Origin of the sequence: Staphylococcus sp. KUGN1 (assembly GCF_045984185.1) — a bacterium.
Classification (GTDB): domain Bacteria; phylum Bacillota; class Bacilli; order Staphylococcales; family Staphylococcaceae; genus Staphylococcus; species Staphylococcus warneri_A.
In genome coordinates, this window is sequence record NZ_JBJQIL010000005.1 from 56,940 (window position 1) to 83,519 (window position 26,580).

General features: G+C 31.5%; 28 protein-coding genes. 20 read left to right on the plus strand and 8 right to left on the minus strand.

The window, feature by feature from the left end:
* The first annotated feature begins 11 nt into the window (after window positions 1-11).
* The 5 genes from pmtR to pmtD are packed head-to-tail and all read left to right on the plus strand — an operon-like array spanning window position 12 to window position 3,575.
* Window positions 12-389 carry a PSM export ABC transporter transcriptional regulator PmtR gene (gene pmtR, locus ACJQQZ_RS10770; protein WP_002452230.1) on the plus strand — a complete coding sequence of 126 codons (378 nt, stop codon included), beginning with the start codon at window positions 12-14 and terminating at the stop codon, window positions 387-389.
* Window positions 389-1,288 (plus strand): phenol-soluble modulin export ABC transporter ATP-binding protein PmtA, encoded by a 900-nt coding sequence (gene pmtA / locus ACJQQZ_RS10775; protein WP_124227765.1) that lies wholly within the window; start codon window positions 389-391, stop codon window positions 1,286-1,288. The genes pmtR and pmtA overlap by 1 nt, the downstream gene beginning before the upstream one ends.
* Window positions 1,285-1,956, plus strand: coding sequence for a phenol-soluble modulin export ABC transporter permease subunit PmtB (gene pmtB / locus ACJQQZ_RS10780; RefSeq protein WP_124227764.1), 672 nt, complete (start codon window positions 1,285-1,287; stop codon window positions 1,954-1,956). Before pmtA ends, pmtB begins: the two co-directional genes overlap by 4 nt.
* Window positions 1,957-1,968: 12 nt before the next feature.
* Window positions 1,969-2,841 (plus strand): phenol-soluble modulin export ABC transporter ATP-binding protein PmtC, encoded by an 873-nt coding sequence (pmtC, locus tag ACJQQZ_RS10785; RefSeq protein ID WP_002452233.1) that lies wholly within the window; start codon window positions 1,969-1,971, stop codon window positions 2,839-2,841.
* Window positions 2,841-3,575, plus strand: coding sequence for a phenol-soluble modulin export ABC transporter permease subunit PmtD (gene pmtD, locus ACJQQZ_RS10790; protein ID WP_002452234.1), 735 nt, complete (start codon window positions 2,841-2,843; stop codon window positions 3,573-3,575). The genes pmtC and pmtD overlap by 1 nt, the downstream gene beginning before the upstream one ends.
* A gap of 132 nt (window positions 3,576-3,707) precedes the next feature.
* Here pmtD and ACJQQZ_RS10795 read toward each other — a convergent pair whose 3' ends face one another.
* Entirely contained in the window at window positions 3,708-4,271 is a 564-nt protein-coding gene (locus tag ACJQQZ_RS10795; protein WP_075778959.1) for a thioredoxin family protein, read from the minus strand.
* A 166-nt stretch (window positions 4,272-4,437) separates the two neighbouring features.
* Here ACJQQZ_RS10795 and ACJQQZ_RS10800 point away from each other — a divergent pair, with 166 nt between their 5' ends.
* From ACJQQZ_RS10800 to ACJQQZ_RS10810, 3 genes are all read left to right on the plus strand, one after another.
* On the plus strand, window positions 4,438-4,923 hold the full coding sequence (locus tag ACJQQZ_RS10800) for a hypothetical protein (protein ID WP_002452236.1): 486 nt from the start codon (window positions 4,438-4,440) through the stop codon (window positions 4,921-4,923).
* Between the two features lie 63 nt (window positions 4,924-4,986).
* Window positions 4,987-5,544 carry an HAAS signaling domain-containing protein gene (locus ACJQQZ_RS10805; protein WP_002452237.1) on the plus strand — a complete coding sequence of 186 codons (558 nt, stop codon included), beginning with the start codon at window positions 4,987-4,989 and terminating at the stop codon, window positions 5,542-5,544.
* Entirely contained in the window at window positions 5,541-6,383 is an 843-nt protein-coding gene (locus tag ACJQQZ_RS10810) for a DUF4097 family beta strand repeat-containing protein (protein ID WP_124227762.1), read from the plus strand. Before ACJQQZ_RS10805 ends, ACJQQZ_RS10810 begins: the two co-directional genes overlap by 4 nt.
* Window positions 6,384-6,437: 54 nt before the next feature.
* Here the strand turns inward: ACJQQZ_RS10810 and ACJQQZ_RS10815 are convergent, their stop codons facing one another.
* On the minus strand, window positions 6,438-7,478 hold the full coding sequence (locus ACJQQZ_RS10815; protein WP_124227761.1) for a C45 family autoproteolytic acyltransferase/hydrolase: 1,041 nt from the start codon (window positions 7,476-7,478) through the stop codon (window positions 6,438-6,440).
* Window positions 7,479-7,864: 386 nt separating this feature from the next.
* Between ACJQQZ_RS10815 and ACJQQZ_RS10820 the strand changes: the two genes are divergently transcribed.
* On the plus strand, window positions 7,865-8,035 hold the full coding sequence (locus ACJQQZ_RS10820; protein ID WP_002466153.1) for a hypothetical protein: 171 nt from the start codon (window positions 7,865-7,867) through the stop codon (window positions 8,033-8,035).
* An 80-nt stretch (window positions 8,036-8,115) separates the two neighbouring features.
* Here ACJQQZ_RS10820 and ACJQQZ_RS10825 read toward each other — a convergent pair whose 3' ends face one another.
* On the minus strand, window positions 8,116-8,520 hold the full coding sequence (locus tag ACJQQZ_RS10825; protein WP_124227760.1) for a YolD-like family protein: 405 nt from the start codon (window positions 8,518-8,520) through the stop codon (window positions 8,116-8,118).
* Between the two features lie 202 nt (window positions 8,521-8,722).
* Between ACJQQZ_RS10825 and pglS the strand changes: the two genes are divergently transcribed.
* Entirely contained in the window at window positions 8,723-9,751 is a 1,029-nt protein-coding gene (gene pglS / locus ACJQQZ_RS10830) for a 6-phosphogluconolactonase (protein ID WP_075778954.1), read from the plus strand.
* A 42-nt stretch (window positions 9,752-9,793) separates the two neighbouring features.
* On the opposite strand, the gene ACJQQZ_RS10835 is transcribed toward pglS, so the two are convergent.
* The 3 genes from ACJQQZ_RS10835 to ACJQQZ_RS10845 all read right to left on the minus strand — a co-directional run bounded on the left by ACJQQZ_RS10835 (window position 9,794) and on the right by ACJQQZ_RS10845 (window position 12,900).
* Window positions 9,794-11,173, minus strand: coding sequence for an aldehyde dehydrogenase (locus ACJQQZ_RS10835; protein WP_124227759.1), 1,380 nt, complete (start codon window positions 11,171-11,173; stop codon window positions 9,794-9,796).
* A gap of 173 nt (window positions 11,174-11,346) precedes the next feature.
* Window positions 11,347-12,276 carry a manganese-dependent inorganic pyrophosphatase gene (locus ACJQQZ_RS10840; RefSeq protein WP_124227758.1) on the minus strand — a complete coding sequence of 310 codons (930 nt, stop codon included), beginning with the start codon at window positions 12,274-12,276 and terminating at the stop codon, window positions 11,347-11,349.
* 69 nt (window positions 12,277-12,345) lie between these two features.
* Window positions 12,346-12,900 carry a cysteine hydrolase family protein gene (locus ACJQQZ_RS10845; protein ID WP_124227757.1) on the minus strand — a complete coding sequence of 185 codons (555 nt, stop codon included), beginning with the start codon at window positions 12,898-12,900 and terminating at the stop codon, window positions 12,346-12,348.
* Window positions 12,901-13,075: 175 nt separating this feature from the next.
* On the opposite strand from ACJQQZ_RS10845, the gene ACJQQZ_RS10850 reads away from it, so the two are divergent.
* Window positions 13,076-14,170, plus strand: coding sequence for a glycosyl hydrolase family 28-related protein (locus ACJQQZ_RS10850; RefSeq protein WP_002452259.1), 1,095 nt, complete (start codon window positions 13,076-13,078; stop codon window positions 14,168-14,170).
* Between the two features lie 55 nt (window positions 14,171-14,225).
* On the opposite strand, the gene ACJQQZ_RS10855 is transcribed toward ACJQQZ_RS10850, so the two are convergent.
* The gene (locus ACJQQZ_RS10855; protein ID WP_124227756.1) at window positions 14,226-15,032 is read right to left on the minus strand and encodes a prephenate dehydratase; all 807 of its coding nucleotides are present in this window, start codon (window positions 15,030-15,032) and stop codon (window positions 14,226-14,228) included.
* 21 nt (window positions 15,033-15,053) lie between these two features.
* Window positions 15,054-16,121 carry a nitric oxide synthase oxygenase gene (locus ACJQQZ_RS10860; protein WP_124227755.1) on the minus strand — a complete coding sequence of 356 codons (1,068 nt, stop codon included), beginning with the start codon at window positions 16,119-16,121 and terminating at the stop codon, window positions 15,054-15,056.
* Window positions 16,122-16,357: 236 nt separating this feature from the next.
* Between ACJQQZ_RS10860 and ACJQQZ_RS10865 the strand changes: the two genes are divergently transcribed.
* The 9 genes from ACJQQZ_RS10865 to ligA all read left to right on the plus strand — a co-directional run bounded on the left by ACJQQZ_RS10865 (window position 16,358) and on the right by ligA (window position 26,573).
* Window positions 16,358-17,827, plus strand: a complete 1,470-nt coding sequence (locus ACJQQZ_RS10865; protein WP_075777797.1) for a nicotinate phosphoribosyltransferase — start codon at window positions 16,358-16,360, stop codon at window positions 17,825-17,827.
* Complete coding sequence (gene nadE / locus ACJQQZ_RS10870; protein WP_049423364.1) at window positions 17,820-18,641, plus strand: ammonia-dependent NAD(+) synthetase; 822 nt, start codon at window positions 17,820-17,822, stop codon at window positions 18,639-18,641. Before ACJQQZ_RS10865 ends, nadE begins: the two co-directional genes overlap by 8 nt.
* A 165-nt stretch (window positions 18,642-18,806) precedes the next feature.
* Window positions 18,807-19,400 carry a DUF2179 domain-containing protein gene (locus ACJQQZ_RS10875; RefSeq protein WP_002452264.1) on the plus strand — a complete coding sequence of 198 codons (594 nt, stop codon included), beginning with the start codon at window positions 18,807-18,809 and terminating at the stop codon, window positions 19,398-19,400.
* Complete coding sequence (locus ACJQQZ_RS10880; RefSeq protein WP_124227753.1) at window positions 19,390-19,566, plus strand: NETI motif-containing protein; 177 nt, start codon at window positions 19,390-19,392, stop codon at window positions 19,564-19,566. The genes ACJQQZ_RS10875 and ACJQQZ_RS10880 overlap by 11 nt, the downstream gene beginning before the upstream one ends.
* A 233-nt stretch (window positions 19,567-19,799) precedes the next feature.
* Window positions 19,800-21,095 (plus strand): adenylosuccinate lyase, encoded by a 1,296-nt coding sequence (purB, locus tag ACJQQZ_RS10885; protein ID WP_002452266.1) that lies wholly within the window; start codon window positions 19,800-19,802, stop codon window positions 21,093-21,095.
* Between the two features lie 108 nt (window positions 21,096-21,203).
* Window positions 21,204-21,506, plus strand: a complete 303-nt coding sequence (locus tag ACJQQZ_RS10890) for a YerC/YecD family TrpR-related protein (protein WP_002452267.1) — start codon at window positions 21,204-21,206, stop codon at window positions 21,504-21,506.
* Between the two features lie 175 nt (window positions 21,507-21,681).
* On the plus strand, window positions 21,682-22,374 hold the full coding sequence (gene pcrB / locus ACJQQZ_RS10895) for a heptaprenylglyceryl phosphate synthase (RefSeq protein WP_124227752.1): 693 nt from the start codon (window positions 21,682-21,684) through the stop codon (window positions 22,372-22,374).
* Window positions 22,371-24,563, plus strand: coding sequence for a DNA helicase PcrA (gene pcrA / locus ACJQQZ_RS10900; RefSeq protein WP_145506688.1), 2,193 nt, complete (start codon window positions 22,371-22,373; stop codon window positions 24,561-24,563). Before pcrB ends, pcrA begins: the two co-directional genes overlap by 4 nt.
* 3 nt (window positions 24,564-24,566) lie before the next feature.
* Window positions 24,567-26,573 carry an NAD-dependent DNA ligase LigA gene (gene ligA, locus ACJQQZ_RS10905; RefSeq protein WP_145506691.1) on the plus strand — a complete coding sequence of 669 codons (2,007 nt, stop codon included), beginning with the start codon at window positions 24,567-24,569 and terminating at the stop codon, window positions 26,571-26,573.
* Window positions 26,574-26,580: the final 7 nt, after the last annotated feature.

A 26,580-nucleotide genomic window follows, 5' to 3' on the forward strand; every position in this document is an offset into this window, starting at 1 on the left:
GGGGGACATCAATGAAAATTATTTTGAAGAACACCAGTGAATATCCCATTTATGAACAAATCAAACAACAAATTAAAGAGAACATTTTGAAAGGATACGTTTCTTCTGGTGAACATTTACCATCTATGCGTGAATTAGCAAAAGACTTACAAGTTAGTTTAATTACAACCAAACGCGCATATGAAGATTTGGAAAAAGATGGTTTTGTTACTACGATTAGAGGCAAGGGAACGTTTGTGAAAGAACAGGATAACTCAATTCTAAAGGAAAAGCAGTTCTTTGTGATTGAAAATTTAGCAAAATCAATGACGAAAGAAGCAAAGACAATTGGCATGTCTTTAGAAGAACTACAAGAAATTCTTTCCTTAATTTATGAGGAGGAAGAATAATGAATGCTATAGAATTGAACCATGTTAATTATTCTAGACGGAACTTTAAATTGAAGGACGTATCATTCAATGTGCCTCAAGGATTTGTTACAGGATTTATTGGTGCTAATGGTGCAGGGAAAACGACAGTCATACGATTAATTATGGATTTATTACAATACGATAGTGGAAGCATTTCAATTTTAGGTGACAGTATGTTAACGAATCCTATTAAGATAAAAAATAAAATAGGCTTTGTTTATTCAGAAACATACTTTAATGAAAAATGGACTATAAAAAAGTTAGAAAATATCATTTCTCCTTTTTATCAAGATTGGGATAGTTATTTGTTTAATGATTATTTAAGTAGATTTGATTTACCGTATAATCAGAAAATCAATCAATTTTCTAATGGTATGAAGATGAAATTGTCACTGGCTATTGCATTTAGCCATCATGCTGAGTTATTTATTTTGGATGAGCCTACTTCGGGTTTGGACCCAATTGTAAGAAATGAAGTATTAGAAATTATTCAACAAGAACTAATTGATGAAGATAAGACAGTTTTCATTTCTACACATATTATTTCAGATTTGGAAAAGATTGCTGATTATTTAGTATATATCAGAGACGGTGAAATGATATTAAATGATTCAATTGAATCGTTAATGAGTAAATTTCAAATTATTAAAGGTAATCATAATGATTTAGATGAAGAATTGGAAGAATTATTAATCTACAGAGAAACTAGGAAAACTGGATATACAGCTTTAACACGACATGCACAAACATTTAAAGAAATATTCGGAAATGATATTGAAGTTCAAAATCCGAGTATAGAAGAATTAATGATTTATTTAGAAAAATTTAAGAGTAAATCATATGAGCCCCTTACTTTAGAAAGTGAGGATAAAAAATGAAGCAATTATTAATTAGAAATATTAAATTAAGATACTGGACTCTTATTTTGTATATAGCATTGATTGTATTTTATCCAATATATAGCTTCATAATGAAACCTAATCCGCTCATGAATTCTGTTATGGCAATACCGCTTGGATTAATTTTAATGATAATGTCTATACTCGATGCTGGTCATTTGTTTAGATTTCATCGACGATTAGGTGGGAATCGATCAAACTTATTTTTTGGAAGTTTACCAGTATCCAAGAAGAATATGTTAAACGCCAATTATTTAACATGTATCTTCTTTACTTTATTTGGTGCAATTGTGATTACTTTATACGGTTATGAATCAGATTCTATTCAAACCAATGCAATATATTTCTCAACTACATATGCCTATATTGTAGCGAACTTCTTATCGATACCAGTAGCTTTTAGAAAAAGTACTGAGTATAAAACTGAGGGAGTATCATATATTGCTTATATCATTTTGATTATGTTCGCATTACCATTTCTATTATCCGTCACCTTGATTTTAATTAATTATATATTTTTAAATCATAGTCAAATTCCACAATTTTACTCTTATTTTTTAAATTATGGATTTGTACTATTAAGTATTATAGTTTTAATCATTAATTACGTTTTACAACTAAATAAAATTAAGAAACATACACTTTAAAGGAGGTCTACAATGAAGTTAGAACAAATAACAAAAAAATATGGCCAAAATACTGTTATAGATCATATTGATTTTGATTTTGGAAACAGTCAAATCGTAGGATTAATCGGTAAAAATGGTGTAGGTAAAACAACACTAATGAAAGTAATGAATGGGAATATTATTAATTATGAGGGGAAAGTTAATTTACCTAATAATGAAAATGTTGGTTATTTAATTGAGCATCCTAAACTATATGATAATAAAACAGGTTTATATAATTTAAAATTATTTGCACAAGTATTAGGTAAAGGATTCGATAAAGAATATGCGGATCACATCATTGATGCATTCGGTATGAGACCTTATATCAAGAAAAAAGTGAAAAAATATTCAATGGGTATGAAGCAAAAATTAGCTATAGCAGTTTCATTAATGAATAAACCAAAATACCTTATTTTAGATGAACCTACAAATGGTATGGATCCAGATGGTTCGATTGACGTATTGAAGACGATTCAATCATTGGTTAAACAGTTAGAAATGAAAATATTGATTTCTAGTCATAAATTAGAGGACATTGAACTCATTTGTGATAGAGCTGTATTCTTAAGAGATGGTACATTCGTACAAGATGTCAATATGAAAGATGGTGGACCAAAAGATAGTACGATTATTTCAATCGATACAGAAGACTATCAAAATGCATTAGAAATGTTAACAGAAAAATTCCATGTTCAACAGTCTAATAAAGAAAATGGAGAAATCATAATCAAAGCGCAAAAAAATTATAAAGATGTACTTGAAGCATTAGCAAAACTCAATATTTATCCTAAATATATTGAAACACGTAAAAGTTCATTACGTGATACTTACTTTAATATTAATCAAAGAGGTGATAAATAATGAGATCTTTACAATTAGTAAAACATGATTTAATTAGTATTTTTAAAAGTCCGCTCACGTACATTGCGTTTATACTTGTCATTGGTTTAACTGTCTTTCAAGCTGTCATGATGGCAAATTATAGTCCTGGACACAAAGTGGACTATACAATGGTATTTATCATGGCCAATTGGTTATTCTTATTTGCAGGTTTATTATTTATTATCAAAACAATTACTCGAGATTACTCACAAGGAACAATTCAATTATATATGAACAAAATGAGTAGTAGAATTGGCTATATTGTTGCTAAAACAATTTCAATGATTCTAATTTCATTTTTATTTACACTTGTTCAATATATAGTGATTATTGTAATTGAATCTACAACTAAAGGTAAAAGTATTGACGGAGATAACTTTTTAACTAACATTTGGTTCTATCTTATCTTTTTCCTATTCTTTGGATTATTTTTATTTTTAATTACATTAGCAGTTGAAAAACCAGCTGTTATATTTACGTTAGGCATTTTCTTATTATTAATTGTGCCATTTATCCAACCGCTAGTAGGTTTAATTCCAAACATCGGTGATGACATTCATAAGTCATTTAAATACATTCCATTCACATATTTAACTCAAAAAATGACTGAGTCCGATGTTTCATTTACACATTGGCAATGGTTTATTTCTATAGCATCAATCGTAGTGCTATTTATTGTTAATGTATTATATGCAGCTAAAAGAGATATTTAGAATAAGTGATTACCGGGGCTTGATAGTCCCGGTTTTTAATATTTTAATTTAAGAGAGAATAAGGCGTTAAAACGGGAGATTTCAAAAGAAAACGAAGCTATCTTACTCAAATAGCTTCGTTATATATAGGTGTTATTTATAAAGCATTTGATCAATAATTGAATTGTAAACTGCTTTCCAGAATGTGGAATCTGTTTTATATCGATTTGAAATAATTAAATGTGTTTCTTTAACTTTATCTTCATAATCCGGGTGATCTTTACTTGGTAAAGTATCTTCACGTAAATTCGTAACAAATGATTGAACTTCTTTAGCACGTGGACCCCAAACTGTTTCTTGTTCATAATTATCATTTAAAAATACAAAAATAGGAATTGAACGTGATTTTCCATTTGTTAAATATTGGTCTATAAGATGTGTATCATCATCTCTATGGAACACTTTGACTTCTAATTCTAGGGCTTCAGCAATATGTTTAAGTATTGGAAGATTCATCATGGCATCGCCACACCAGTCTTCGGTAATTACCAATACTTTAGAATAGTTAGATGATTTTAATTTCTGTAATCTTTCATCATCTTCAGGTAACTTAAAGGAATCATAAATTGAAACGAGATTGTCTTTATTGTCTTGCATCTGCTCAATATAAGGTCCGATGTCTTGACTGTTTTTAAAATATGTTTCTAAATTGGTCATCGAAAAAACCTCCTTTAATCATTTTATATATTATACCAATTTTCATAATGTAAATAAATTAAAATATTTTAAAAATTCTCTCATTTTAGCAAATACCTACCGTGAGATGAAACTAAATACACCTTATGCTATATTTATTATAATAAGTTGAAAGTGGTGAACATCTTTGCGCATACAGAATCGATGGATAATTAGTACGCTATTCTTAATATTAGCCATTTTACTTCTGATAGGTCTTTCATTTTATAAAAATATAAAAACCGTTGATTTATCAAGTGCATCAATAAATGGGATACATTTAAATGAACAATTTCATAAAAAGGATTTTAATGTAAATAAAAATATTAAAGTAGATCGTTACACATTTTATAATCATAAAAAGTATGATGATTTAACAGTTAAAGTACATAAAAAGAAACACGTTGTTAAAGGCATTGTACTTGTTAAAGATAAAGAGATACATACAAATTTTGGTGTTAGAATTGGGAGTCATATTGATGAAGTTATTAATGATTTAGGTAGTAATTATCAAAAAAGTAAAATAGGTAAGAACTATCAATCAATAACTTATCGAGATCGTGAACATCATATGAAATTAAGTATTTTATATAAAGATGATATCGTGAAGCGGATTGAATTCTTTAGTAAGTAACTAAATAGTTGAACATTAGTATTGCAACTAATTGAAAAAATAGATCGAAAGAGTGACAATACTATGGATAAAATTACATTTTTGAATGAATTAGAAGTCTCATTAGACGAACTACCTCGCAAAGAAAAAGATAAAAAAATGTATGATTATGAACATTACTTTTATGAAGAGGAACTGAAAGGTAAATCTGAAGCGGAAATAGTTAAAGCGTTAAAAGAGCCTAATGATATAGCTAAACAGGTCAAAGCGCATAGCGCGATTGAATATGCTGAATATAAACCAACATTTCATAATACGTTACGAGCTGTTACGGCTTCATTAAGTTTAGGTTTGCTATCAGTATTTTTAGTATTAATTCCAGTGTTTTTCATATGTATGATATTCGTTATTTTGTTTATTGTTTCCGTGTTATTAATTTGTGCACCTTTAATTTTAGTCTTATCGTCTTTATATAAAGGTATACATGATTCAGTAAGTAATATTCTTTTTTCAATAGCCTATACAGGACTCGGATTAATGTTGATTGTTATAACATTTAAAGTATTAGAAACGATATATAGACTCATTCTAAAATATTTGAGATGGTATATTAAAACAGTTAAAGGAAGCGTTCGAAGATGAGAAAGATAATGTTTTCAGGTCTTATCATTTTTCTTGTTTTCTTTATAGGTGCTACAGTTTGCTGGTTCACCTTTGAAAAACAGAATTATGAAGAAACGAAAATTAATAAATCCTATCCTAACTCTAATTTTAAAAATATATCAATAAACACAGAATATACTAATGTTAAGGTGGTTAAAGGCTCTAAATTTAAAGTGAAATATAATGGGGATAATAAAGTAAACTTAGTTAACAAGAATAAAACACTGAAAATTTCAGAAGTGAAAAATGTTGATAGAGGCTACGCTATTAATTTAAATCCGTTTAGAAAAGATGACAATCAGATTGTTATCGAAGTGCCAAATGGAAAATTAAATGCTTTTTCTTATGTATCTAAAGGTGGTCATTTGAACGTAGATAATATTACTACTAATCATTTAAATTTACTGAGTACCAATTGTTATGTGAAATTTAAAAATCTAAATGTTAATGATTCAGATATTAAGGCTAATAGCTCACAATTTTTAATTAAAAAATCTACTTTAAAAAATAATAATGTAAATCTAAATAGTGGGTTTATAAATGTTTATGATAGTAATATTAGCGATTCTATTTTTCTATTAGGAGAAGGAGATATTTATTTTAATAGTATGTCACCAAGAAGCGATATCAAGGCTTCTACTAAAAAAGGTGATATTCATTATTCTTATAAAGATAAACCAGAAAATACTTTGTTGAAATTACAACCAGGTAAAGGAAAGGCTTTAATTGAGAATAAACATTTTCATGAAAGTAAAGTAGGTAAGAGTGACAATATTCTTGAATTCTATACAGTTGATGGGGATATAGTTATAAAATAAAGGAAGATAAAGTACAAAACGAGACAAGTTTAATTGTTCTCGTTTTGTACTTTTTTAATGTGTGGCAAAAGTTAAATCTGTATCAATGACGCCTTCAAATGTTCTTTGCGTGAGCTCTTCGCCTTTAAGCCAAGCATTAAAATCTATACTTGAAGGTATCTGATTCTCACCTAAAGACATCCATGCCGTAAGTGATTGTGGTTCGTACATCGATGTATGAATGGTACCAGACCAACTGTTGAAAAGTTTGCTATATATGTCGTATTGTGGATCATTAAATAATTTGAATGCTTGATGCTTATCAAGTTGTGTATGTGTTTGATTAATGACGCGTGCTAATCGTTCTTTAGATTCTTTAGTATAATTTCTATTTTCATGCGTTAGTAATTCAAAATGATTTGTACAAATAGTATCATATCTAACATTGATATCTCGTGGTGTAATTTCTACGATGGCATGATTTAAAGATTGGTCCATTAAAATATAACTAAAAGAACTACGGTGTGGTATCTCTTTTAACAGTTGAATCGCTTCGTCGACATTTTTACAGAGTTCTAATATTAATCTACCTACCATATAACAAACGAATCCATTTGCTGGTTTTTTACGATGCATAAAATTATATGCCATTACTAAACCAGCTTCATTCATACCGTCCATACGTCCAGTTACTCTTGATGTTGGACCAATTTGTGCTAATCCGCCATCATTTGGTTGGTATAATAAATATCTGCCATCATAAGTAGCAGGATGATAATCATAATTTCTTACTAAATAATCCGCCCCGTTAAATACGGTACAACCACTTTCTTTTAAATCAGTAAAACGATAATGTGCAAAGTTTAAAATCATTTGACGTGTTGGTAACTTTAATACATCCTGCATACCCATGAGTTCTTCCCAAATTTTAGGTGCATACGTTTGAAAAATAGAATGTGTTTCGTTAATATCTATATCAAATCTAGGAATTCGCTTTTTCCATTCTTTTTCTCTATTTTTCAAGAGGTCAGTTTGTTTTAACCATTTGGCGGTTTGTACGCCTAAATCATAATGTGAACCTCTATAGCTCATAATTTCAGATTGAACGCTTTGCATATGAAAGTACTCCTTAATCAAAATTTACACTTTGTAATATAATGTTAATGTTACATTAATTGTTATTTTATGTAATTATATATATAATAAAATTGTAATTAGTTACTGATAGCATTGAGAAATAATTTATTTTGGGGTGATATCATGCGTAGCAAATATGATTATATAAAAGGCGCAATTTATAATTGGTGGCATAAATAATTATAATATTGCACTGACGGCTGATGAATAAATCAGTCGTCTTTTTTATAGTTATATCTTATCATAAAAATTTTTATAAAGAGAGCTTATAAAAATAGTAAAAAGGGTATGTATTTATTGATAACGATAAATATGCTATCATAATGTATTGTAGATATGCATATAAAATATAGAGGTGAATTTTAATGTGGAACTTTATTAAAGGTTTATTTAAATTTGTATTTAGTTTAGTAGCTATCACTACAGTTGTTGTAGGTGTAGGTGTAGTTGCATTTGCTTATATTTTCAAAAAAGACTTTGAAGATATCGAAAGAAAAACTAAAGAAATCGTTTCAGATATCGAAAATAATAATTAATTTAAAGATTAAATTAATGAAAGCGTCACTGATGAAATTGTCATCAGTGGCTTTTTTATTTGCTTGAGTTTGAAAAGAAATTAAGTAGGGGAAATACGCACGATGTCTAATAAAGAAAGTTTGAATTTATCAGAAGAATGAGATGGATAGCCTTCAACTTCAAAAGTTATAGCATCAATACGTTCAATATTAAGTTCGATAGATTTAAAGTATCCGTCATCATAATACTGTACAACTACTGGCTGATTTAACTGCAAGGACTGATGTAAACGAAAATTCAAATCAGATAATTGATCATCAGAAAGTACAGGGCGATCAACCTTATTTTGATCTATGATATATTGATGAATCGTTTCAAATTGTTCAGGTAAGGTAGCAAAAGGTGCCCATTTAACCATGCCGCGGCCTTTCGGGATATTTCTATCCAATTGATTGCGTGGAATATGTCGATAGTCCAATTGATTATTATTTAAATCCGTAATCATCTTTCAATCACCTCAATATTTATACTTCTATTATACGAACGTACGTTCTGTTTTGCAAGTGGTATTTCGATAGAATCATGTGTGGTTATCAACAAATAAAATTTAAGTATAGAGGTTTATGACTAAAATCATGCCCAAACGTTTGTCTTTATATATATAATTTTAATAGAATAGAGATAAGTGATAAGGAGGCGTTGACGAAATGACTAAAGGTTATATTGGTTCATATACGAAGAAGAATGGGAAAGGGATTTATCAATTTGAATTAGATGAAAAAAAGGGACAAATAGTTGAAGTAGCGACTGGTTATCAACTAGAAGCATCAACATATGTAACAAGAAATAATCTTTTTCTATATGCTATTACAAAAGAAGGAGACAATTGTGGTGTCGCAAGTTTTAAAATAGCGGAAGATGGTGAATTAACATTAATCAATAAATGTTTGGATTCTCAAAATGGCACAGGATGTTATGTTCAAGTATCGACAAATGGTGAGTTTTTATTTGAAGCGGTTTATGGTGCAGGGTTAGCTCGAATTTATCAATTAAATCCAACTACTGGTGAAATAGAGAGCTTAATTCAAGAACTAGCGCATGACTATCCACTTGGACCTCATGAAAGACAAGAACATCCTCATGTGCATTTTTTAAACGAGACACCAGATGGTCAATATGTAGTAGCAGCTGATTTAGGTACAGATCGACTTGTGTCATACACATTTAGTGAAAATGGTTTGAAAGAACATGCTGTTTCAGAATTTAATGCAGCTGATGGTACGCGTCATATTGCATTCCATGAAAATGGAAAATATGCATATGTCGTACATGAATTATCAAATGTTGTTAGCGTGACTCAATATGAAGATGGGCGTTTTGAAGAATTAGAACGTCATTTAACAATTCCAGAACATTTTGATGGTGCAACTAAACTTGCAGCAGTACATTTATCTCATGACCAACAGTTCTTATATGTAAGTAATCGCGGTCATGATAGCATTGCAATTTACAAAGTGTTAGAAAACGGAGCTAAACTTGAATTGGTTGATATTGTCAAAAGTGGCGATGCATTCCCACGAGATTTTAATATCACAGAATCAGATGATTATTTAATTTGTGCACATCAAGAAGGCCTTTCTAAATTAACGGTATTCGAAAGAGATAAAGAAACAGGTACATTAACTTTAAAAGATCAATCAACTCAGGCACCAGAAGGCGTTTGTGTCATGTTCTAAAAAATAGATCCCATAAGCGATATCGCTTATGGGATCTACTTTTTAATTTTTGAAAAATGCTTTAATATACTTAAATTTGCCTTTATAAGGTGGGAAAAATAGGCTCGACTCTAAACGTGTCGATTTAAAAGTATATGATTTATCATGAGAAAATGTATCAAATGAGTATTTGCCGTGATAGTTTCCAATACCCGATAGACCTACGCCGCCGAATGGTAAATTGGGATTTGCTAAGTGCATCAATGTATCGTTAATTGCGCCGCCACCAAAGGCAAGTTCATTAAGTACACGATGCGTTGAATTTTCATCTTCACTAAATAAATAAAGGCTTAAAGGTTTAGGACGAGACTGGATTATCTCAAAAGCTTCATCAAATTGATCATAACTGATGATTGGTAATAATGGACCAAATATTTCTTCTTGCATAATTAAATCTGAAGTTTGAATATCATCAATAATAGTGGGTTCGATGAATAAATCAGATTCATCACTATGACCACCAAAAATGATATTGCTTTTATGTTGTTGTAGTAATTCGTTTAAGCGATTAAAATGCTTTTGATTTACAATTCTGCCAAAATCTGGACTAGATTGAATGCTTTTTCCATAAAATTCATTTAAGGTTTGTTTTAATGCTTTGATAAAATCATCTTTTACTTTTCGATCTACTAAAATATAATCTGGAGCAACACATGTTTGACCTGCATTTGTAAATTTACCAAAAGCAATTCTCTCACTAGCTACTTTTAAATTAGCTGTTTCATCGATAATTACAGGAGATTTACCACCTAATTCAAGTGTTACAGGAACGAGGTTTTCACTTGCAGCTTGATAAACAATTTTACCTACTTTATCACTACCAGTGAAGAACATATAATCGAACGGTAAGTGAATAAGGTGGTCTGTTTCTTCAATACCACCTTCAACTACAGCAATATAGTCAGGTTTATAAACATCTTCAACAATTTTACGAATGACTGAAGATACATGAGGCGTTAGTTCTGATGGTTTAATAATCGCTGTGTTGCCAGCTGCAATCGCACCGATTAATGGTTCAAATGTTAATTGTACTGGGTAATTAAAGGGACCGATAATAAGAACAGTGCCATAAGGGTCTTTTTTGATATAACTTTTTGTAGGGAAAAGATAAAGTGGTGTATCTACTTGTTTTGTTTTAGACCAATTTTTAAGCTCTTTACGGGCTAATTTAATACTTTTTAACAATATACCAATTTCAGTAGCATATGCTTCAACATTACTTTTACCTAAATCTTTTTGTAAAGCTTCAAGTATCTCGTTTTCATGATGTTTAATACTCTTGCTTAACAACTTTAATTGTTGTTTTCTAAATTTAATATCTTTAGTTTGATGTGTTTTGAAAAAAGCTTTGCTATTTTCAAATAGTTGATCAATTGAATTCAAAAGTTGAACCTCCTTAAGTTGGATTTGAGATAACAATATTCTCAAGAAAAAATGCTTAACATATCTTTACCCGATTACCACAAAAATAATTAATTTTAATATAAAAAATTAACCTGAGACATTAAATCATGTCCCAGGCTCAATACAATCAAATACATTTATTACTAATAAAATTATTTAGTTAAAGCTTCAGTAATTTGAGGTACAACTTGTTTTTTACGAGATACAACACCTGTTAAGAATGCCATATCGTCTTCTAATTTAACGTTGAATGCTTCGCCAACTTTATCTTTTTCAGCACCTACAACTAAAATTTTAGAATCGCTATTAATGATATCAGTTACAACTAAAACGAATAAATCATATTTTTCTTCAGCGCTTGATTCTAGCATAGATTTTTCTAATTCTTCTTTACGATCTAATACTTCATCAATATCAACTGTGTTAACTTGAGCAATACGTGTTACGTAATCTCCCATAGTAAATGATTTAGCATCCATATCTAATAATACATCAGCAGATTTATCAGTAGTAGAAGCGCCTGCTTTAAGCATGTCTAAACCATAAGCATCTAAGTCGACGTTTGCTATATCTTTTAAAGCTTTAGCTGCATTGACATCTTCATCAGTGCAAGTAGGAGATTTAAATAATAAACTATCTGAAATAATTGCAGAAATCATAAGTCCAGCAATTTCAGGTTTAATTTCAAATCCACGTTCTTTGTACATTTTGTATAGAATTGTTGCTGTACAACCAACTGGCTCTGCTCTGTAATAAAGAGGGCTAGCTGTTTCAAAGTTTGCAATTCTGTGATGATCTACAACATGTTTAATTGTGGCATCGGCAATTGTATCAGCACTTTGTTGGAATTCGTTATGGTCAACTAAAATAACATCTTGACCATCTAAATTATCTTCTAATAATTCTGGTGCATCTACTTTAAAGTGATCTAATGCATATTGAGTTTCAGCCCCAACTTCACCTAAGCGATAGGCTTTAGCGCCTGCATTTTCTGTTAATTGTTCAAAGTCAGCCATAATAATAGCTGATGAAATTGCGTCAGTATCTGGGTTTTTGTGTCCAAAAATGTAAGTGTTTGCCATGGATAAATGTCTCCCTTATTCATTAGTTATTTTATTGATATTATATAGTTATTTTAGCATGACTATAGCTTATTCTTCTACCTCTGCGCCCAATGAGTTTTGAAAATGATCTAATGCCCATTCATGTCCAGATGGATTAAAGGAAGCGACGCCATTCTTCGGTACATGTATCTTATAACCTAAATTATATGCAGAAATAGCAGTGTGTAACACACATATATCAGTACAAACACCAACGATTTCTAATGTGTTAATTGTTCTTTCGCGTAATAAACTATCTAGAGGTGTACCGTAAAATGAATCATAACGTGTTTTATCTAAGTAATGCATATTGCTTTGATGTTTATTCGCTTCATAAATTTCTCCCACAGTACCATAGAGTTGTCGTCCTGAGGTACCTGCAATATTATGGGGTGGAAATAGCTTAGATTCTGGGTGATAATTATCATTTTCGTAATGTAAATCCATCATAAAAAAGATATTGTCATTATTTTCAATATAGCGATGGATGCGATCTGTTATAAATGTTTCTAATTTTTGTCCAGGTTCTCCGCAAGATAACTTTCCGTCAGGTGCAATAAAGTCCACTGAGTAATCTACTACAATTAAAGCCTTTTTCTCCATTCAATAACATCCTTCCCAACATAAACATAACTATTGTTTACAATCCTGTCATTCAATTTCATTAAGTTAATTAAAAATTCATCTAATATGCTTAAAAAATGTTTTATAAGATTAATCATAGTATATATATTTATCAAGAGGACTACAATTAAATATGAAACAAAGGAGAAATTGGATGTTCATAAATGTGAAAGATTTTGGCGCAGAAGGTCAAAATAAAGTAAAAGATACTAAAGCAATTCAAAAAGCATTGAACAAAGCAAAAAATGGTGAACATACGGTGTATATCCCAAAAGGGACGTATCATATTGGCAAAGCGTTAGTGATTTATGATTCTACAACACTGCTTTTAGATGATGAAACAGTATTATTGAGATATAGCAAAGATGCACTGTTAAAGAATGGAAAACCCTATATTTTCTATCATGAATATAGAGGAAATAGTCATATACATATTAAAGGTGGTACATTTGATATGAATGGCTCTAATTTTCCATATAACAATACAGCTATATGCATGGGACATGCAGAAGACATTCAATTTATAGGAGTGACTTTTAAAAATATTGTAGGTGGGCATGCCATAGATGCGTGTGGCTTAAATGGATTAAGGATAGCGAATTGTTCTTTTGAAGGTTTCTTAGATATTGATGGTGATAGATTCTTTTCGGAAGCAGTACAATTGGATATCCAAGTGCCAGGTGCATTTCCGAAGTTTGGTACCACCGATGGGACGATAACTAAAAATGCCATTATAGAAAATTGTTATTTTGGACCGTCAGATGATCCTAACATGAAACCTTGGAATAGGGCGATAGGATCACATGCGAGTCGATATCATCGATATTATGAAAATATTCATATCAGAGACAATGTGTTTGATCACATTCAAGAATATGCACTAACGCCACTAAAATCTCAAAATACATTTATATCTAAAAACAAGTTCATAAATTGTGTAGGGGGCATACGTTTTTTAGGTGTCAAAGATGGTAAAAACGCAGCGGATCCTTATACTGGTAAAGACATGGGGACACAAGCAGGTTCTAATTTTAATGTGATTGGCAACGAATTTATTGGGAAAATGGAAAAGGATGCTATACACATTAGAAGTTATAATAATGTGAAACATACGCAAATATTTATTGCAGGCAATACATTTAATGATAAATCTCAAAAAATACATCTCGAAGATATCGATGATTTAACATTGAATCAAGATGATCATTTAGTGTCTATAGAAAAAAAGAATGTAGAAAACATAAAATAATACAAAAACGCTTTTCCCTAGATCTTAAAGTATGGGAGAAGCGTTCTTTATTATCTTATTTATAAAATGAACCAATAAGTTTAGTTTCAAAATCAAGTGTATTAAGGATAGTTATGACTTTTTTGACATCTTGTGATATAGGAGCATCTGCTTGAACAAAAAAGTGATATTGGCCGAGCTTAGTCTTAAGTGGTCGTGATTCAATCCATGATAAATTAATATTAAATAAAGCAAATGTATTTAATATACTCGCTAAAAGGCCGGGTTTATCGTATTTTGGTGTGATTAAAAACATTGACGTATTCGTATTGCTATCGAAATTATCATGGTTTTTAATGATTAAAAATCGTGTAGCATTGTGAGCAAAATCTTGGATATGTGTATCTAAAATTTCAAAATCATAATCATTTCCGCTAGCTAGTGGAGCAATAGCCCCAATATGGTCATTAATCATATCCAAACCTTTAACAGTGCTATCAACATAATCGTAATCAAATTGATGTTTCATAATATAATTTGAGGTTTGACTAATGGCTGGTGCTATAGAATAAACTTTCTTGATATCACTTATTTGACTACCAGCTTTACCGTATAAAGCAAAATCAATATCTAAATGTAATTCACCATGTGCGTAAACATTTTGCTGTGCAAGTGAATCAGCAACGATATTAATTGTTCCTTCGATTGAATTTTCAATTGGCACAATGCCTATTGAAGCAGTATCTTGAGAAACATATTTAATCACTTCGTATAAATTGGCTTTGGGTATAAAGTCATAATGTTGTATTTGATTTTGATTAACAAACTTTTGAGAAGCTAAATAGGAAAATGTACCTTTTGGACCTAAATAATATATTTGCATGCCTTCACCTCTATTGATGTGTTAATGGAAGGGGCACTTTGTCTCACTTGATTGTTTATAGAAAAAGTTTGGATCTCGCATCGTATTATCATAACCATGATGATAATTATTAGTCAGCGTCGGTGAAATAGGTGGTGCTAACCATGACCATTTACCTGTTACTTCTCTCTGATGCTTTGTTTCGTTCTTTTCAAACATTTCAAATTGTTTAGAAGCTGTTAAATGATCCACAATTGATACACCTTGTGATTTAAATGAATGATAAACAGCGTAATTAAGTTCGATAAGTGCTCTATCCTTATTAAAAGAATTATTTTTAAGTGTATCAAACTCGAACGCTTCTGCAACTTTTTCTAATAAATCATAACGATAGCTATCAGTAAAATTCCTAACTGCGATTTCAGTAACCATGTACCAGCCATTAAATGGTGCAGTAGGATAGGTAATGCCGCCAATTTGTAAGTCCATATTCGAAATGATAGGTACTGCATACCATTTTAAATTTAAATCTTTCAATTTAGGGTATCGGTCATGCTCGATTATGACTTCTTTGATTATGGATTTAGGATATTCATAATATTTAATTGGTCCGTCATTGATTTGATAAATGAGGGGTAATACGTCGAAGTCTCCACCATTTCCTTGCCATCCCAAATGCTGTGCTAGCGTCGTTACATCACGTTCAGATGGGTCACCACAATTCTCATAACCTGCATAACGTATTAATTGATTATTGTAGATCTTAGGAGGTTCGTCAGGACTGAAAATCGTTATATAAGGTTTAATCTTTCCGTCGTTAGTTCCCTTGATAATATGGTCTTCAATAGCTTCTAAAAAATGTGTTTCATCATTAATATCTCTAGCATCTTTGACATTAAGTGACTCCCAAAAAAATCTACCGATACAGCGATTTGAATGTCTCCAAGCCATTTTGGCACCGTAAGTTAATTCTTCTAATGTATGCGTGTAGGTACCTGTTTTTAGAATCTCATGATTAATTTCTTTAATTCTATTATCGATTTCATCTTGCGTATAATTTAATTCAGAATACATCGTTTGGATAAATGTTGTTGCTTTATCTATTAACATTTCAAACACCTCATTAGTATTATAATCGACACGATTGATTTACACATTCAATAATGATAATTGTCACGAATTTGTCGCAACGTCTAAGATATATAGGCAAAGTCATATGATACTTGAAAGTAAATTTTGATAGCATTCATTTATATGAGGGGCGTAAAAGCAATTCAGTTGTTACCTAGTTAAATTGAATTATGATAAAATACTAATAAAAGAATGGTCGAAATGGAGAGATACGAGTGTACCAATTTGAAGACGACAGTTTGATGTTACAAAATGATTTATATCAAATTAATATGGCTGAAAGCTATTGGAATGATGGTATTCATGAAAGAATGGCTGTATTTGATTTATACTTTAGAAGTATGCCATTTAATGGTGGTTATGCTGTTTTTAATGGACTTAAACGTGTTATAGATTTTATGGATAATTTTGGTTTCTCAGAAACAGATATTGAATATTTAAGATCAATTGGTTATCAAGATGACTTTTTAGATTATCTGAAAAATTTAAAATTTACAGGACATATTCATTCAATGCAAGAAGGAGAAATATGTTTTGGAAATGAACCGTTGATGAGAGTAGAAGCCCCATTAATTCAAGCTCAATTGCTGGAAACAGTATTATTAAACATTATTAACTTCCACACGCTCATTGCTACGAAAGCAAGTCGTATTCGTCAAATAGCGAATGACGATATTCTTATGGAATTTGGGACACGTCGTGGTCAAGAGTTAGATGCAGCATTATGGGGTGCTAGAGCTGCTTATATTGGTGGTTTTAATTCGACAAGTAATGTACGAGCAGGAAAATTATTTGGAATACCTGTATCAGGTACACATGCGCATGCACTCGTACAAACTTACGGTGATGAATACATTGCATTTAAAAAATATGCAGAACGCCATAAAGATTGTGTATTTTTAGTAGATACCTTCCACACTTTAAAATCAGGTGTACCTACAGCTATTAAAGTTGCCAAAGAATTAGGTGATAAAATCAATTTTATAGGTATACGTTTGGATTCAGGGGACATCGCATATCTTTCTAAAGAAGCACGTCGTATGTTAGATGAAGCAGGATTTAAAGATGCCAAAATAATCGCGTCCAATGATTTAGATGAGGAAACAATAACAAGTCTGAAAGCACAAGGTGCTAAAGTAGATTCATGGGGTGTAGGTACGAAACTTATAACTGGCTTCGACCAACCAGCATTAGGTGCTGTATACAAATTAGTTGCTATTGAAAATAGTGATGGGGAATACAGTGACCGTATCAAATTATCTAATAATGCAGAAAAAGTTACGACACCTGGTAAGAAAAATGTATATCGAATCATTAATAAGAAAACTGGTAAAGCTGAAGGGGATTATATTACTTTACATGGTGAAGATCCAACTAAAGAAAAACCTTTAAAATTATTCCATCCAGTCCATACATTTAAAATGAAATTTATTAAATCATTTGAAGCTATTGATTTACATCATGCTATTTTTGAAAATGGTCAACTCGTTTATGATTTGCCAAATGTTCATGATGCCCAAGCTTATTTAACAGAAGGACTTAAAACATTTTGGGACGAAAATAAACGTTATTTAAATCCACAAGAGTATCCAGTTGATTTAAGTACTGCTTGTTGGGAAAATAAACATAAACGCATCTTTGAAGTGGCTGAGCATGTTAAAGAAATGGAGGAAGACCATGAGTAATTTACAAGATATCGTAGTAAGAGAGATGAAGGTAAAACCTCAAATTGATGTTGAAAAAGAAGTACAAGAGATTAAACAATTTGTAAAGAGTTATGTACAATCTCATTCATTTATCAAATCATTAGTGCTGGGTATTTCTGGTGGTCAAGATTCAACATTAGCTGGTCGCCTTGTTCAATTAGCTGTTAATGAATTACGTGAAGAAGGTAGAGAATGTCAATTTATAGCTGTAAAACTACCTTATGGTGTCCAGTCAGACGCAGATGAAGTAGAAGACGCGCTAGCCTTCATTAACCCTGACCAAACGATTACCGTCAATATTAAACCTGCAGTAGATACAAGTGTAAAATCACTACAAGAAGCAGGGATTCAATTAACAGATTTCCAAAAAGGAAATGAAAAGGCAAGAGAGCGTATGAAAGTACAATTTTCAATTGCTTCCAATCAATCAGGTATTGTTGTGGGAACGGATCATTCTGCAGAAAATATCACTGGGTTTTATACTAAATATGGTGATGGTGCAGCTGATATCGCGCCATTATTTGGACTGAATAAACGTCAAGGTCGAGCTTTACTAAAATATTTAGATGCGCCAGCACATTTATATAAAAAAACACCTACAGCAGATTTAGAAGAGGATAAACCACAATTACCTGATGAAGAAGCTTTAGGCGTAACTTATAATGATATAGATGACTATTTAGAAGGCAAAGAGGTTTCAAGCGAAGCGAAAGAAACGATTGAAAATCATTATGTTAAAAATGCACATAAACGTGAACTCGCTTATACACGTTATTCTTGGCCTAAAAATTAGAAAGTAAGCTATAAACGAATCGAAATGTAGAACATACTTTTTAATCAATTTTACAATTAATGATGCTATTAATTATTTTATAATACTAAAGTTAAAATTTGACGTGACAAAGCTAAAAATGCCTGTTAAAATAATTTGAATTTCAAGTAAGAAAAGAGGAATAATATGTCAGCGATTGCTCAAAACCCTTGGTTGATGGTGTTTGCTATCTTTGTAATCAATGTGTGTTACGTCACATGTTTAACAATGAGAACCATTTTAACTTTAAAAGGTTACCGTTATGTGGCTGCGATTGTAAGTTTTGTTGAAGTATTGATTTATGTCGTAGGTCTAGGATTAGTAATGTCTAGTTTAGATCAAATTCAAAATATTGTCGCATATGCATTTGGCTTTTCTATTGGTATTATTGTAGGTATGAAAATCGAAGAGAAATTGGCGCTTGGATACACTGTCGTTAATGTGACATCTTCAGAATACGAGTTAGATTTACCCAATGAACTTCGTAACTTAGGGTATGGTGTTACACATTATGAAGCGTTTGGACGAGATGGAAGCCGCATGGTTATGCAAATTCTCACACCAAGAAAATATGAATTAAAGTTAATGGATACCATAAAAAACTTAGATCCAAAAGCCTTTATCATTGCTTATGAACCAAGAAATATTCACGGTGGTTTCTGGGTTAAAGGCGTACGTAAACGTAAACTTAAAGCGTACGAACCAGAAGAATTAGAAAGTGTTGTTGAACATGAAGTATAAAGTAAATGATAATGAGACGATTTCTGATTGCCTACAAAGAATGAAAGCCGATGGTTATATGCCAACAAGACGCATTGAAAAACCAATTTATAAAGAAAATAAAGATGGAAGCTTAGAAGTTTTAAAACAAGATATCATTTTTATTGGTAAGAAGATAACTGAATAAAATATGACAGAGACCACTCAATAAGTTGTTTTGAGTGGTTTTTATTTTGGAATTGTGTTTGACTAAAATATGAAATAAAATAGGAATGTAAGCTAATTAGAATTATACAATCGATAAGTATTCTGTTAGAATTAAAGTAAATCGTCAAAGACGAACTTTTAAGTTTATTTTGCAGTTAATGTACAGATTTTGTGATTTAAAATATGAATATACATACGATAGGAGTTTAAAAAATGATTGAACGTTATTCTAGAGAAGAAATGTCGTCTATTTGGACAGACCAAAACCGATATGAAGCTTGGCTTGAAGTAGAAATTTTAGCATCTGAAGCATGGAGTGAACTAGGATATATTCCAAAAGAAGATGTTCAAAAAATTCGCCAAAATGCAAAAGTAGATGTGGAACGTGCTAAAGAAATAGAATTAGAAACTAGACATGATGTCGTCGCATTTACTAGACAGGTTTCAGAAACATTAGGTGACGAAAGAAAATGGGTTCATTATGGTTTAACTTCTACTGATGTTGTTGATACAGCACTTAGTTATGTTATTAAACAAGCAAATGATATCATCGAAAAAGACTTAGAAAGATTCATCAAGGTTTTAGAAGAAAAAGCTAAAAATTACAAATATACGTTAATGATGGGTAGAACACATGGTGTACATGCTGAACCAACGACGTTCGGTGTCAAAATGGCATTATGGTACACAGAAATGAAACGTAATTTAAAACGTTTTAAAGATGTACGTGAAGAAATAGAGGTAGGAAAAATGAGCGGTGCGGTAGGTACTTTTGCTAACATTCCACCAGAAATTGAAAGTTATGTTTGTAAACATTTAGGATTAGGTGCAGCACCTGTTTCAACTCAAACTTTACAACGTGATCGTCACGCTTACTATATCGCAACATTAGCACTTATAGCCACTTCATTAGAAAAATTTGCAGTTGAAATTAGAAATCTACAAAAAACTGAAACACGTGAAGTTGAAGAAGCTTTTGCTAAAGGTCAAAAGGGATCTTCAGCAATGCCACATAAACGTAATCCAATTGGTTCTGAAAATATTACAGGTATTTCTCGTGTGATTCGTGGTTATATTACTACTGCTTATGAAAATATACCGTTATGGCATGAACGAGATATTTCACATTCATCTGCAGAACGTATCATGTTACCAGACGTAACAATTGCCTTAGACTATGCCTTAAATAGATTTACAAATATCGTAGATCGTTTAACAGTATATGAGGATAATATGCAAGCGAATATCGATAAAACATTTGGTTTAATTTATTCACAACGCGTATTACTTTCTCTAATCAATAAAGGTATGGTACGCGAAGAAGCGTATGATACAGTGCAACCAAAAGCTATGAAATCTTGGGAAACGAAAACACCTTTCAGAGATTTAATAGAACAAGACAGTAAGATTACAGATGTTTTATCTAAAAAAGAATTGGATGAATGCTTCAATCCTAAACATCATTTAAATCAAGTCGACACTATTTTTAAAAGAGCAGGCTTAGAATAACTTTAGAAATTAAATTGAAATCCTATACAAATTCAATTAAAACTACTACACTTTAACTTGTTAGTAAGTTAAAATAGTAAAAAGAATATGCATATAGGAGCTGTTATGATGCAAATTGAAAAATTACGTGGGGATGCATTAAATGAATTATTTGATGCAATTCTTACATTAGAGAATAGAGAAGAATGTTATCAGTTTTTCGATGATTTATGCACAGTGAACGAAATTCAATCACTTTCTCAACGACTACAAGTTGCTAAAATGATTAAACAAGGATACACATATGCAACAATTGAACAAGAATCAGGCGCGTCAACGGCAACAATTTCTCGAGTGAAGCGTTCTTTGCAATGGGGCAATGATGCCTACACAATGATATTAGATCGCCTTAATATCGATACAAAAGAATAAAATAATACGAAACGATCGTAACTATTAAAGTTTAACGGCTATAATATGTGAACGATCGTTTCTTTTTTAGTGTCAAAAGTAAAAAATAAGTTGTACAATTTCACGTTAACTGTTTAGAACTAGCATGTTAAAAATGATATAATTTAAGGTATGTTAAAAAAAGGAGTTTCACGTAATGTATGATATTAAACAATGGCGTCATGTATTTAAATTAGACCCTGCAAAGTCTATTTCAGATGATGATTTAGATGCGATTGGTATGTCAAATACTGATGCAATCATCATCGGGGGTACTGATAATGTAACTGAAGATAACGTCATTCATTTAATGAGTAGAGTACGACGTTATCCATTACCACTTGTTCTTGAAATTTCTAACTTAGAGAGCGTTATGCCAGGTTTTGATTTTTACTTTGTGCCTACAGTCTTAAATAGTAACAATGTAAAGTATCATAATGGAATGCTACTAGAAGCCTTAAAGGAATTTGGACATGTGATTAATTTTGAAGAAGTCGTCTTTGAAGGTTATTTAGTAATGAATGAGGATAGTAAAGTTGCACATCAAACAGAAGCAAAGACGCAGTTAGATATAGATGATGTAGATGCATATGCATTAATGACCAATGAATTATATCGTTTCCCAATAATGTACCTCGAATATAGTGGAGAATATGGGGATGTAGAGAAAGTTAAGTCGGTAGCAAACACACTAACGACAACACAATTATTTTATGGTGGCGGTATAACATCATTATCACAAGCACAAGAAATGGCTGAGTTTGCTGATACAATCGTCGTTGGTGATATTGTATATCGAGATATAAAGAAAGCATTGAAAACAGTTAAGATAAAGGAGTCTAGTAAATGAATTCATTAGTAAAGAATATGAATGCAGAGCAAAGTGAAGCTGTCAGAACAACAGAAGGCCCACTATTGATAATGGCAGGTGCAGGATCTGGTAAAACACGTGTGTTAACACATAGAATCGCTTATTTATTAGACGAGAAGGATGTATCACCTTACAATATTTTAGCCATAACATTTACGAATAAAGCTGCTAAAGAAATGAAAGCAAGAGTAGAACAATTAGTAGGCGAAGAAGCACAAGTAATATGGATGTCTACATTCCACTCAATGTGCGTTCGTATATTACGTCGTGATGCAGATCGAATTGGGATAGAACGCAATTTCACAATTATTGATCCAACTGACCAAAAATCTGTAATTAAAGACGTTTTAAAAAATGAAAATATCGATAGTAAACGTTTTGAACCACGAATGTTTATTGGTGCGATTAGTAATTTAAAGAATGAATTAAAAACGCCAGAAGATGCTCAAAAAGAAGCTAATGATTTTCATTCACAAATGGTTGCTACTGTCTATAAAGGCTATCAACGTCAACTTTCAAGAAATGAAGCGTTGGACTTTGATGATTTAATTATGACAACGATTAATTTATTTGAAAGAGTGCCAGAAGCTTTAGAATATTATCAAAACAAATTCCAATATATTCATGTTGATGAGTATCAAGATACAAACAAAGCACAATACACACTCATTAAATTGTTAGCAAACAAGTTTAAAAATTTATGTGTTGTAGGTGATTCAGATCAATCTATCTATGGTTGGCGTGGTGCGGATATCCAAAATATTTTATCATTCGAAGAAGACTATCCAGACGCGAAAACAATCTTCTTAGAACAAAACTATCGTTCAACTAAAACAATCTTAAATGCGGCTAATGAAGTCATTAAAAACAATACTGAAAGAAAGCCTAAAGGGCTATGGACTGCCAATACAGGCGGAGATAAAATAAATTATTACGAAGCAACAACGGAACGTGATGAAGCAGAATATGTTGTTCGTGAAATTATGAAGTATCAACGTAATGGTAAAAAGTATAGTGATATGGCTATATTATATAGAACCAATGCACAATCACGTGTACTTGAAGAAACATTTATGAAATCAAACATTCCATATACAATGGTTGGCGGACAAAAGTTCTATGATCGTAAAGAAATTAAAGATTTATTAAGTTACTTAAGAGTCATTGCCAATAGTAATGATGATATTAGTTTACAACGTATTATTAACGTACCTAAACGAGGTGTAGGGCCGTCTTCTGTTGAAAAAATTCAAACTTATGCAGTGCAAAATAATATCAGTATGTTTGATGCATTAGGCGAAGTTGATTTTATTGGATTATCTAAAAAGGTAACTCAAGAATGTATCGCTTTTTATGAAATGATTCAAAATCTTATTAAAGAGCAAGAGTTTCTTGAAATTAGTGAAATCGTAGAAGAAGTATTAGTTAAATCTGGATATAGAGACATGCTTGATAGAGAACAAACTTTAGAATCACGTAGTCGTCTTGAAAACTTAGATGAATTTATGTCAGTCCCAAAAGATTATGAAGAGAATACACCATTAGAAGAACAATCATTAATTAATTTCTTAACAGATTTATCACTCGTAGCAGACATTGACGAAGCGGATACCGAATCAGGTGTTACATTAATGACTATGCACTCTGCGAAAGGTCTAGAATTTCCAATTGTGTTTATCATGGGTATGGAAGAGTCATTGTTCCCTCATATAAGAGCAATAAAAAGTGATGATGATCATGAAATGGAAGAAGAACGACGTATTTGTTATGTGGCAATCACACGAGCAGAGGAAACGTTATATATTACAAATGCAACAACGCGTATGTTATTTGGTCGTTCTCAATCCAATATGCCATCACGATTTTTAAAAGAAATACCTGAAGATTTAATGGAAAGTCATTCTGGTAGTAAACGACAAACGATTCAGCCTAAAGCAAAACCAACTCAAAAACGTGGATTTAGTAAACGTACAACATCATCTAAGAAACAAGTCACATCTTCAGATTGGAAGGTTGGAGACAAAGTAACACATAAAGCATGGGGAGAAGGCATGGTAAGTAACGTTAACGAAAAGAATGGTTCTGTTGAATTAGATATTATCTTTAAATCAGAAGGACCTAAACGTTTACTTGCACAATTTGCACCAATTGAGAAAAAGGAGGATTAGTGGATGAGTGAATTACAAAATCGTGTGAATGAATTGCATGATTTATTAAACCAATATAGCTATGAATACTATGTTCAAGATAATCCATCAGTGCCAGATAGTGAATATGATAAATTATTACATGAACTCATTCATATTGAAGCAGAACATCCTGAATTTAAGACACCAGATTCACCTACAGTTAGAGTAGGTGGCGAAGCGCAATCATCCTTTGAAAAAGTGAATCATGATACACCTATGTTGAGTTTAGGTAATGCGTTTAATGAAGAAGATTTAAGAAAGTTTGATCAACGTATACGAGAAAATATTGGCAAAGTAGAATATATGTGTGAACTTAAAATAGATGGTTTAGCGGTCTCTTTAAAATATGAAAACGGCCGTTTCGTACAAGGATTAACTCGTGGTGATGGTACGACGGGTGAAGATATAACTGAAAATTTAAGAACGATTCATGCCATTCCATTAAAAATTAAAGAACCACTTAATTTTGAAGTTCGTGGAGAAGCATATATGCCTAGAAAATCATTTATGAATTTAAATGAAGAAAAAGAAAAGAATGGCGAGCAACCTTTTGCAAATCCTCGAAATGCAGCAGCGGGATCATTACGTCAACTTGATTCTAAACTAGCTGCTAAAAGAAAGTTAAGTATTTTCTTATATAGTATTAACGATTTTACTGACTTTGAAGCTACGACTCAAAGTGGTGCTTTAGATGAATTAGATGAATTAGGTTTTAAGACAAATCATGAACGAGAGAGAGTATCTGATATAGACGGCGTGCTTAAATATATTGAAAAATGGACAGCTGAAAGAGAAATGTTACCTTATGATATAGATGGCATTGTTATCAAAGTTAATGATTTAGAACAACAAGATGAAATGGGATTCACTCAAAAATCACCTCGATGGGCAATTGCCTATAAGTTTCCAGCAGAAGAAGTCGTTACAGAACTATTAGATATTGAATTAAGTATAGGACGTACAGGCGTTGTTACACCTACGGCAATACTTGAACCAGTGAGAGTAGCAGGTACGACTGTATCAAGGGCTTCATTACATAACGAGGATTTAATACATGAAAGAGATATCAGAATTGGTGATAGTGTCGTTGTCAAAAAAGCAGGTGATATTATCCCAGAAGTTGTGAGAAGTATTATTGATCGTCGACCAGAAGATGCTGAAACATATCACATGCCGACACATTGTCCAAGTTGTGGACATGAGTTAGTAAGGATTGAAGGTGAAGTGGCCTTAAGATGTATTAATCCAAAATGCCAAGCGCAGTTAATCGAAGGTCTTATTCACTTTGTTTCACGTCAGGCAATGAATATTGATGGTTTAGGTACAAAAATTATTCAACAGTTATATGAAAATGATTTAATCAAAGATGTTGCCGATATCTTTTATTTAGAAGAAGAGGATTTATTACCTCTAGAACGTATGGGAAGTAAAAAAGTTGAAAATTTATTAGAAGCTATAAAACAAGCTAAATCACAGTCGTTAGAACATTTATTGTTTGGTTTAGGTATTCGTCATTTAGGTGTAAAAGCAAGTCGTGTTCTAGCTGAAAAATATGAAACAATGGACCGACTTTTAACAGTAACTGAAGAAGAATTAATTGCTATTCATGATATTGGTGGTAAATTAGCACAATCAGTAGTCACTTATTTAGAAAATGATGACATTCGTGCATTAATTCAAAAATTAAAAGATAAAGATGTTAATATGACATATAAAGGTGTTAAAACTACTGAAATTGAAGGACATCCAGATTTTAGTGGAAAGACAATTGTATTGACTGGTAAATTAGAGCAAATGACACGTAATGAGGCTTCACAGTGGTTACAAATGCAAGGTGCAAAAGTGACGAATAGTGTCACTAAGAGTACAGACATACTAATTGCTGGAGCTGATGCAGGCTCTAAATTGACCAAAGCAGAAAAGTTTGGCACGGAAATATGGACTGAAGAAGAATTTGCAACAAAACAAAATGAAATAAACAATGAGTGAGGTACGT

Bases quoted from the DNA above. Each gene is read 5' to 3' on its own strand.
- ACJQQZ_RS10855 (WP_124227756.1), bottom strand. From the start codon at position 15,032: ATGCAAATATATTATTTAGGTCCAAAAGGTACATTTTCCTATTTAGCT.
- ACJQQZ_RS10810 (WP_124227762.1), top strand. From the start codon at position 5,541: ATGAGAAAGATAATGTTTTCAGGTCTTATCATTTTTCTTGTTTTCTTT.
- ACJQQZ_RS10860 (WP_124227755.1), bottom strand. From the start codon at position 16,121: ATGTTAATAGATAAAGCAACAACATTTATCCAAACGATGTATTCTGAA.
- pcrB (WP_124227752.1), top strand. From the start codon at position 21,682: ATGTATGATATTAAACAATGGCGTCATGTATTTAAATTAGACCCTGCA.
- pcrA (WP_145506688.1), top strand. From the start codon at position 22,371: ATGAATTCATTAGTAAAGAATATGAATGCAGAGCAAAGTGAAGCTGTC.
- pglS (WP_075778954.1), top strand. From the start codon at position 8,723: ATGACTAAAGGTTATATTGGTTCATATACGAAGAAGAATGGGAAAGGG.
- ACJQQZ_RS10840 (WP_124227758.1), bottom strand. From the start codon at position 12,276: ATGGCAAACACTTACATTTTTGGACACAAAAACCCAGATACTGACGCA.
- ACJQQZ_RS10825 (WP_124227760.1), bottom strand. From the start codon at position 8,520: ATGATTACGGATTTAAATAATAATCAATTGGACTATCGACATATTCCA.
- ACJQQZ_RS10805 (WP_002452237.1), top strand. From the start codon at position 4,987: ATGGATAAAATTACATTTTTGAATGAATTAGAAGTCTCATTAGACGAA.
- pmtR (WP_002452230.1), top strand. From the start codon at position 12: ATGAAAATTATTTTGAAGAACACCAGTGAATATCCCATTTATGAACAA.
- ACJQQZ_RS10890 (WP_002452267.1), top strand. From the start codon at position 21,204: ATGCAAATTGAAAAATTACGTGGGGATGCATTAAATGAATTATTTGAT.
- ACJQQZ_RS10875 (WP_002452264.1), top strand. From the start codon at position 18,807: ATGTCAGCGATTGCTCAAAACCCTTGGTTGATGGTGTTTGCTATCTTT.
- pmtB (WP_124227764.1), top strand. From the start codon at position 1,285: ATGAAGCAATTATTAATTAGAAATATTAAATTAAGATACTGGACTCTT.
- ACJQQZ_RS10820 (WP_002466153.1), top strand. From the start codon at position 7,865: ATGTGGAACTTTATTAAAGGTTTATTTAAATTTGTATTTAGTTTAGTA.
- ACJQQZ_RS10880 (WP_124227753.1), top strand. From the start codon at position 19,390: ATGAAGTATAAAGTAAATGATAATGAGACGATTTCTGATTGCCTACAA.
- pmtC (WP_002452233.1), top strand. From the start codon at position 1,969: ATGAAGTTAGAACAAATAACAAAAAAATATGGCCAAAATACTGTTATA.
- ACJQQZ_RS10795 (WP_075778959.1), bottom strand. From the start codon at position 4,271: ATGACCAATTTAGAAACATATTTTAAAAACAGTCAAGACATCGGACCT.
- pmtD (WP_002452234.1), top strand. From the start codon at position 2,841: ATGAGATCTTTACAATTAGTAAAACATGATTTAATTAGTATTTTTAAA.
- ACJQQZ_RS10850 (WP_002452259.1), top strand. From the start codon at position 13,076: ATGTTCATAAATGTGAAAGATTTTGGCGCAGAAGGTCAAAATAAAGTA.
- nadE (WP_049423364.1), top strand. From the start codon at position 17,820: ATGAGTAATTTACAAGATATCGTAGTAAGAGAGATGAAGGTAAAACCT.
- ACJQQZ_RS10815 (WP_124227761.1), bottom strand. From the start codon at position 7,478: ATGCAAAGCGTTCAATCTGAAATTATGAGCTATAGAGGTTCACATTAT.
- pmtA (WP_124227765.1), top strand. From the start codon at position 389: ATGAATGCTATAGAATTGAACCATGTTAATTATTCTAGACGGAACTTT.
- purB (WP_002452266.1), top strand. From the start codon at position 19,800: ATGATTGAACGTTATTCTAGAGAAGAAATGTCGTCTATTTGGACAGAC.
- ACJQQZ_RS10845 (WP_124227757.1), bottom strand. From the start codon at position 12,900: ATGGAGAAAAAGGCTTTAATTGTAGTAGATTACTCAGTGGACTTTATT.
- ligA (WP_145506691.1), top strand. From the start codon at position 24,567: ATGAGTGAATTACAAAATCGTGTGAATGAATTGCATGATTTATTAAAC.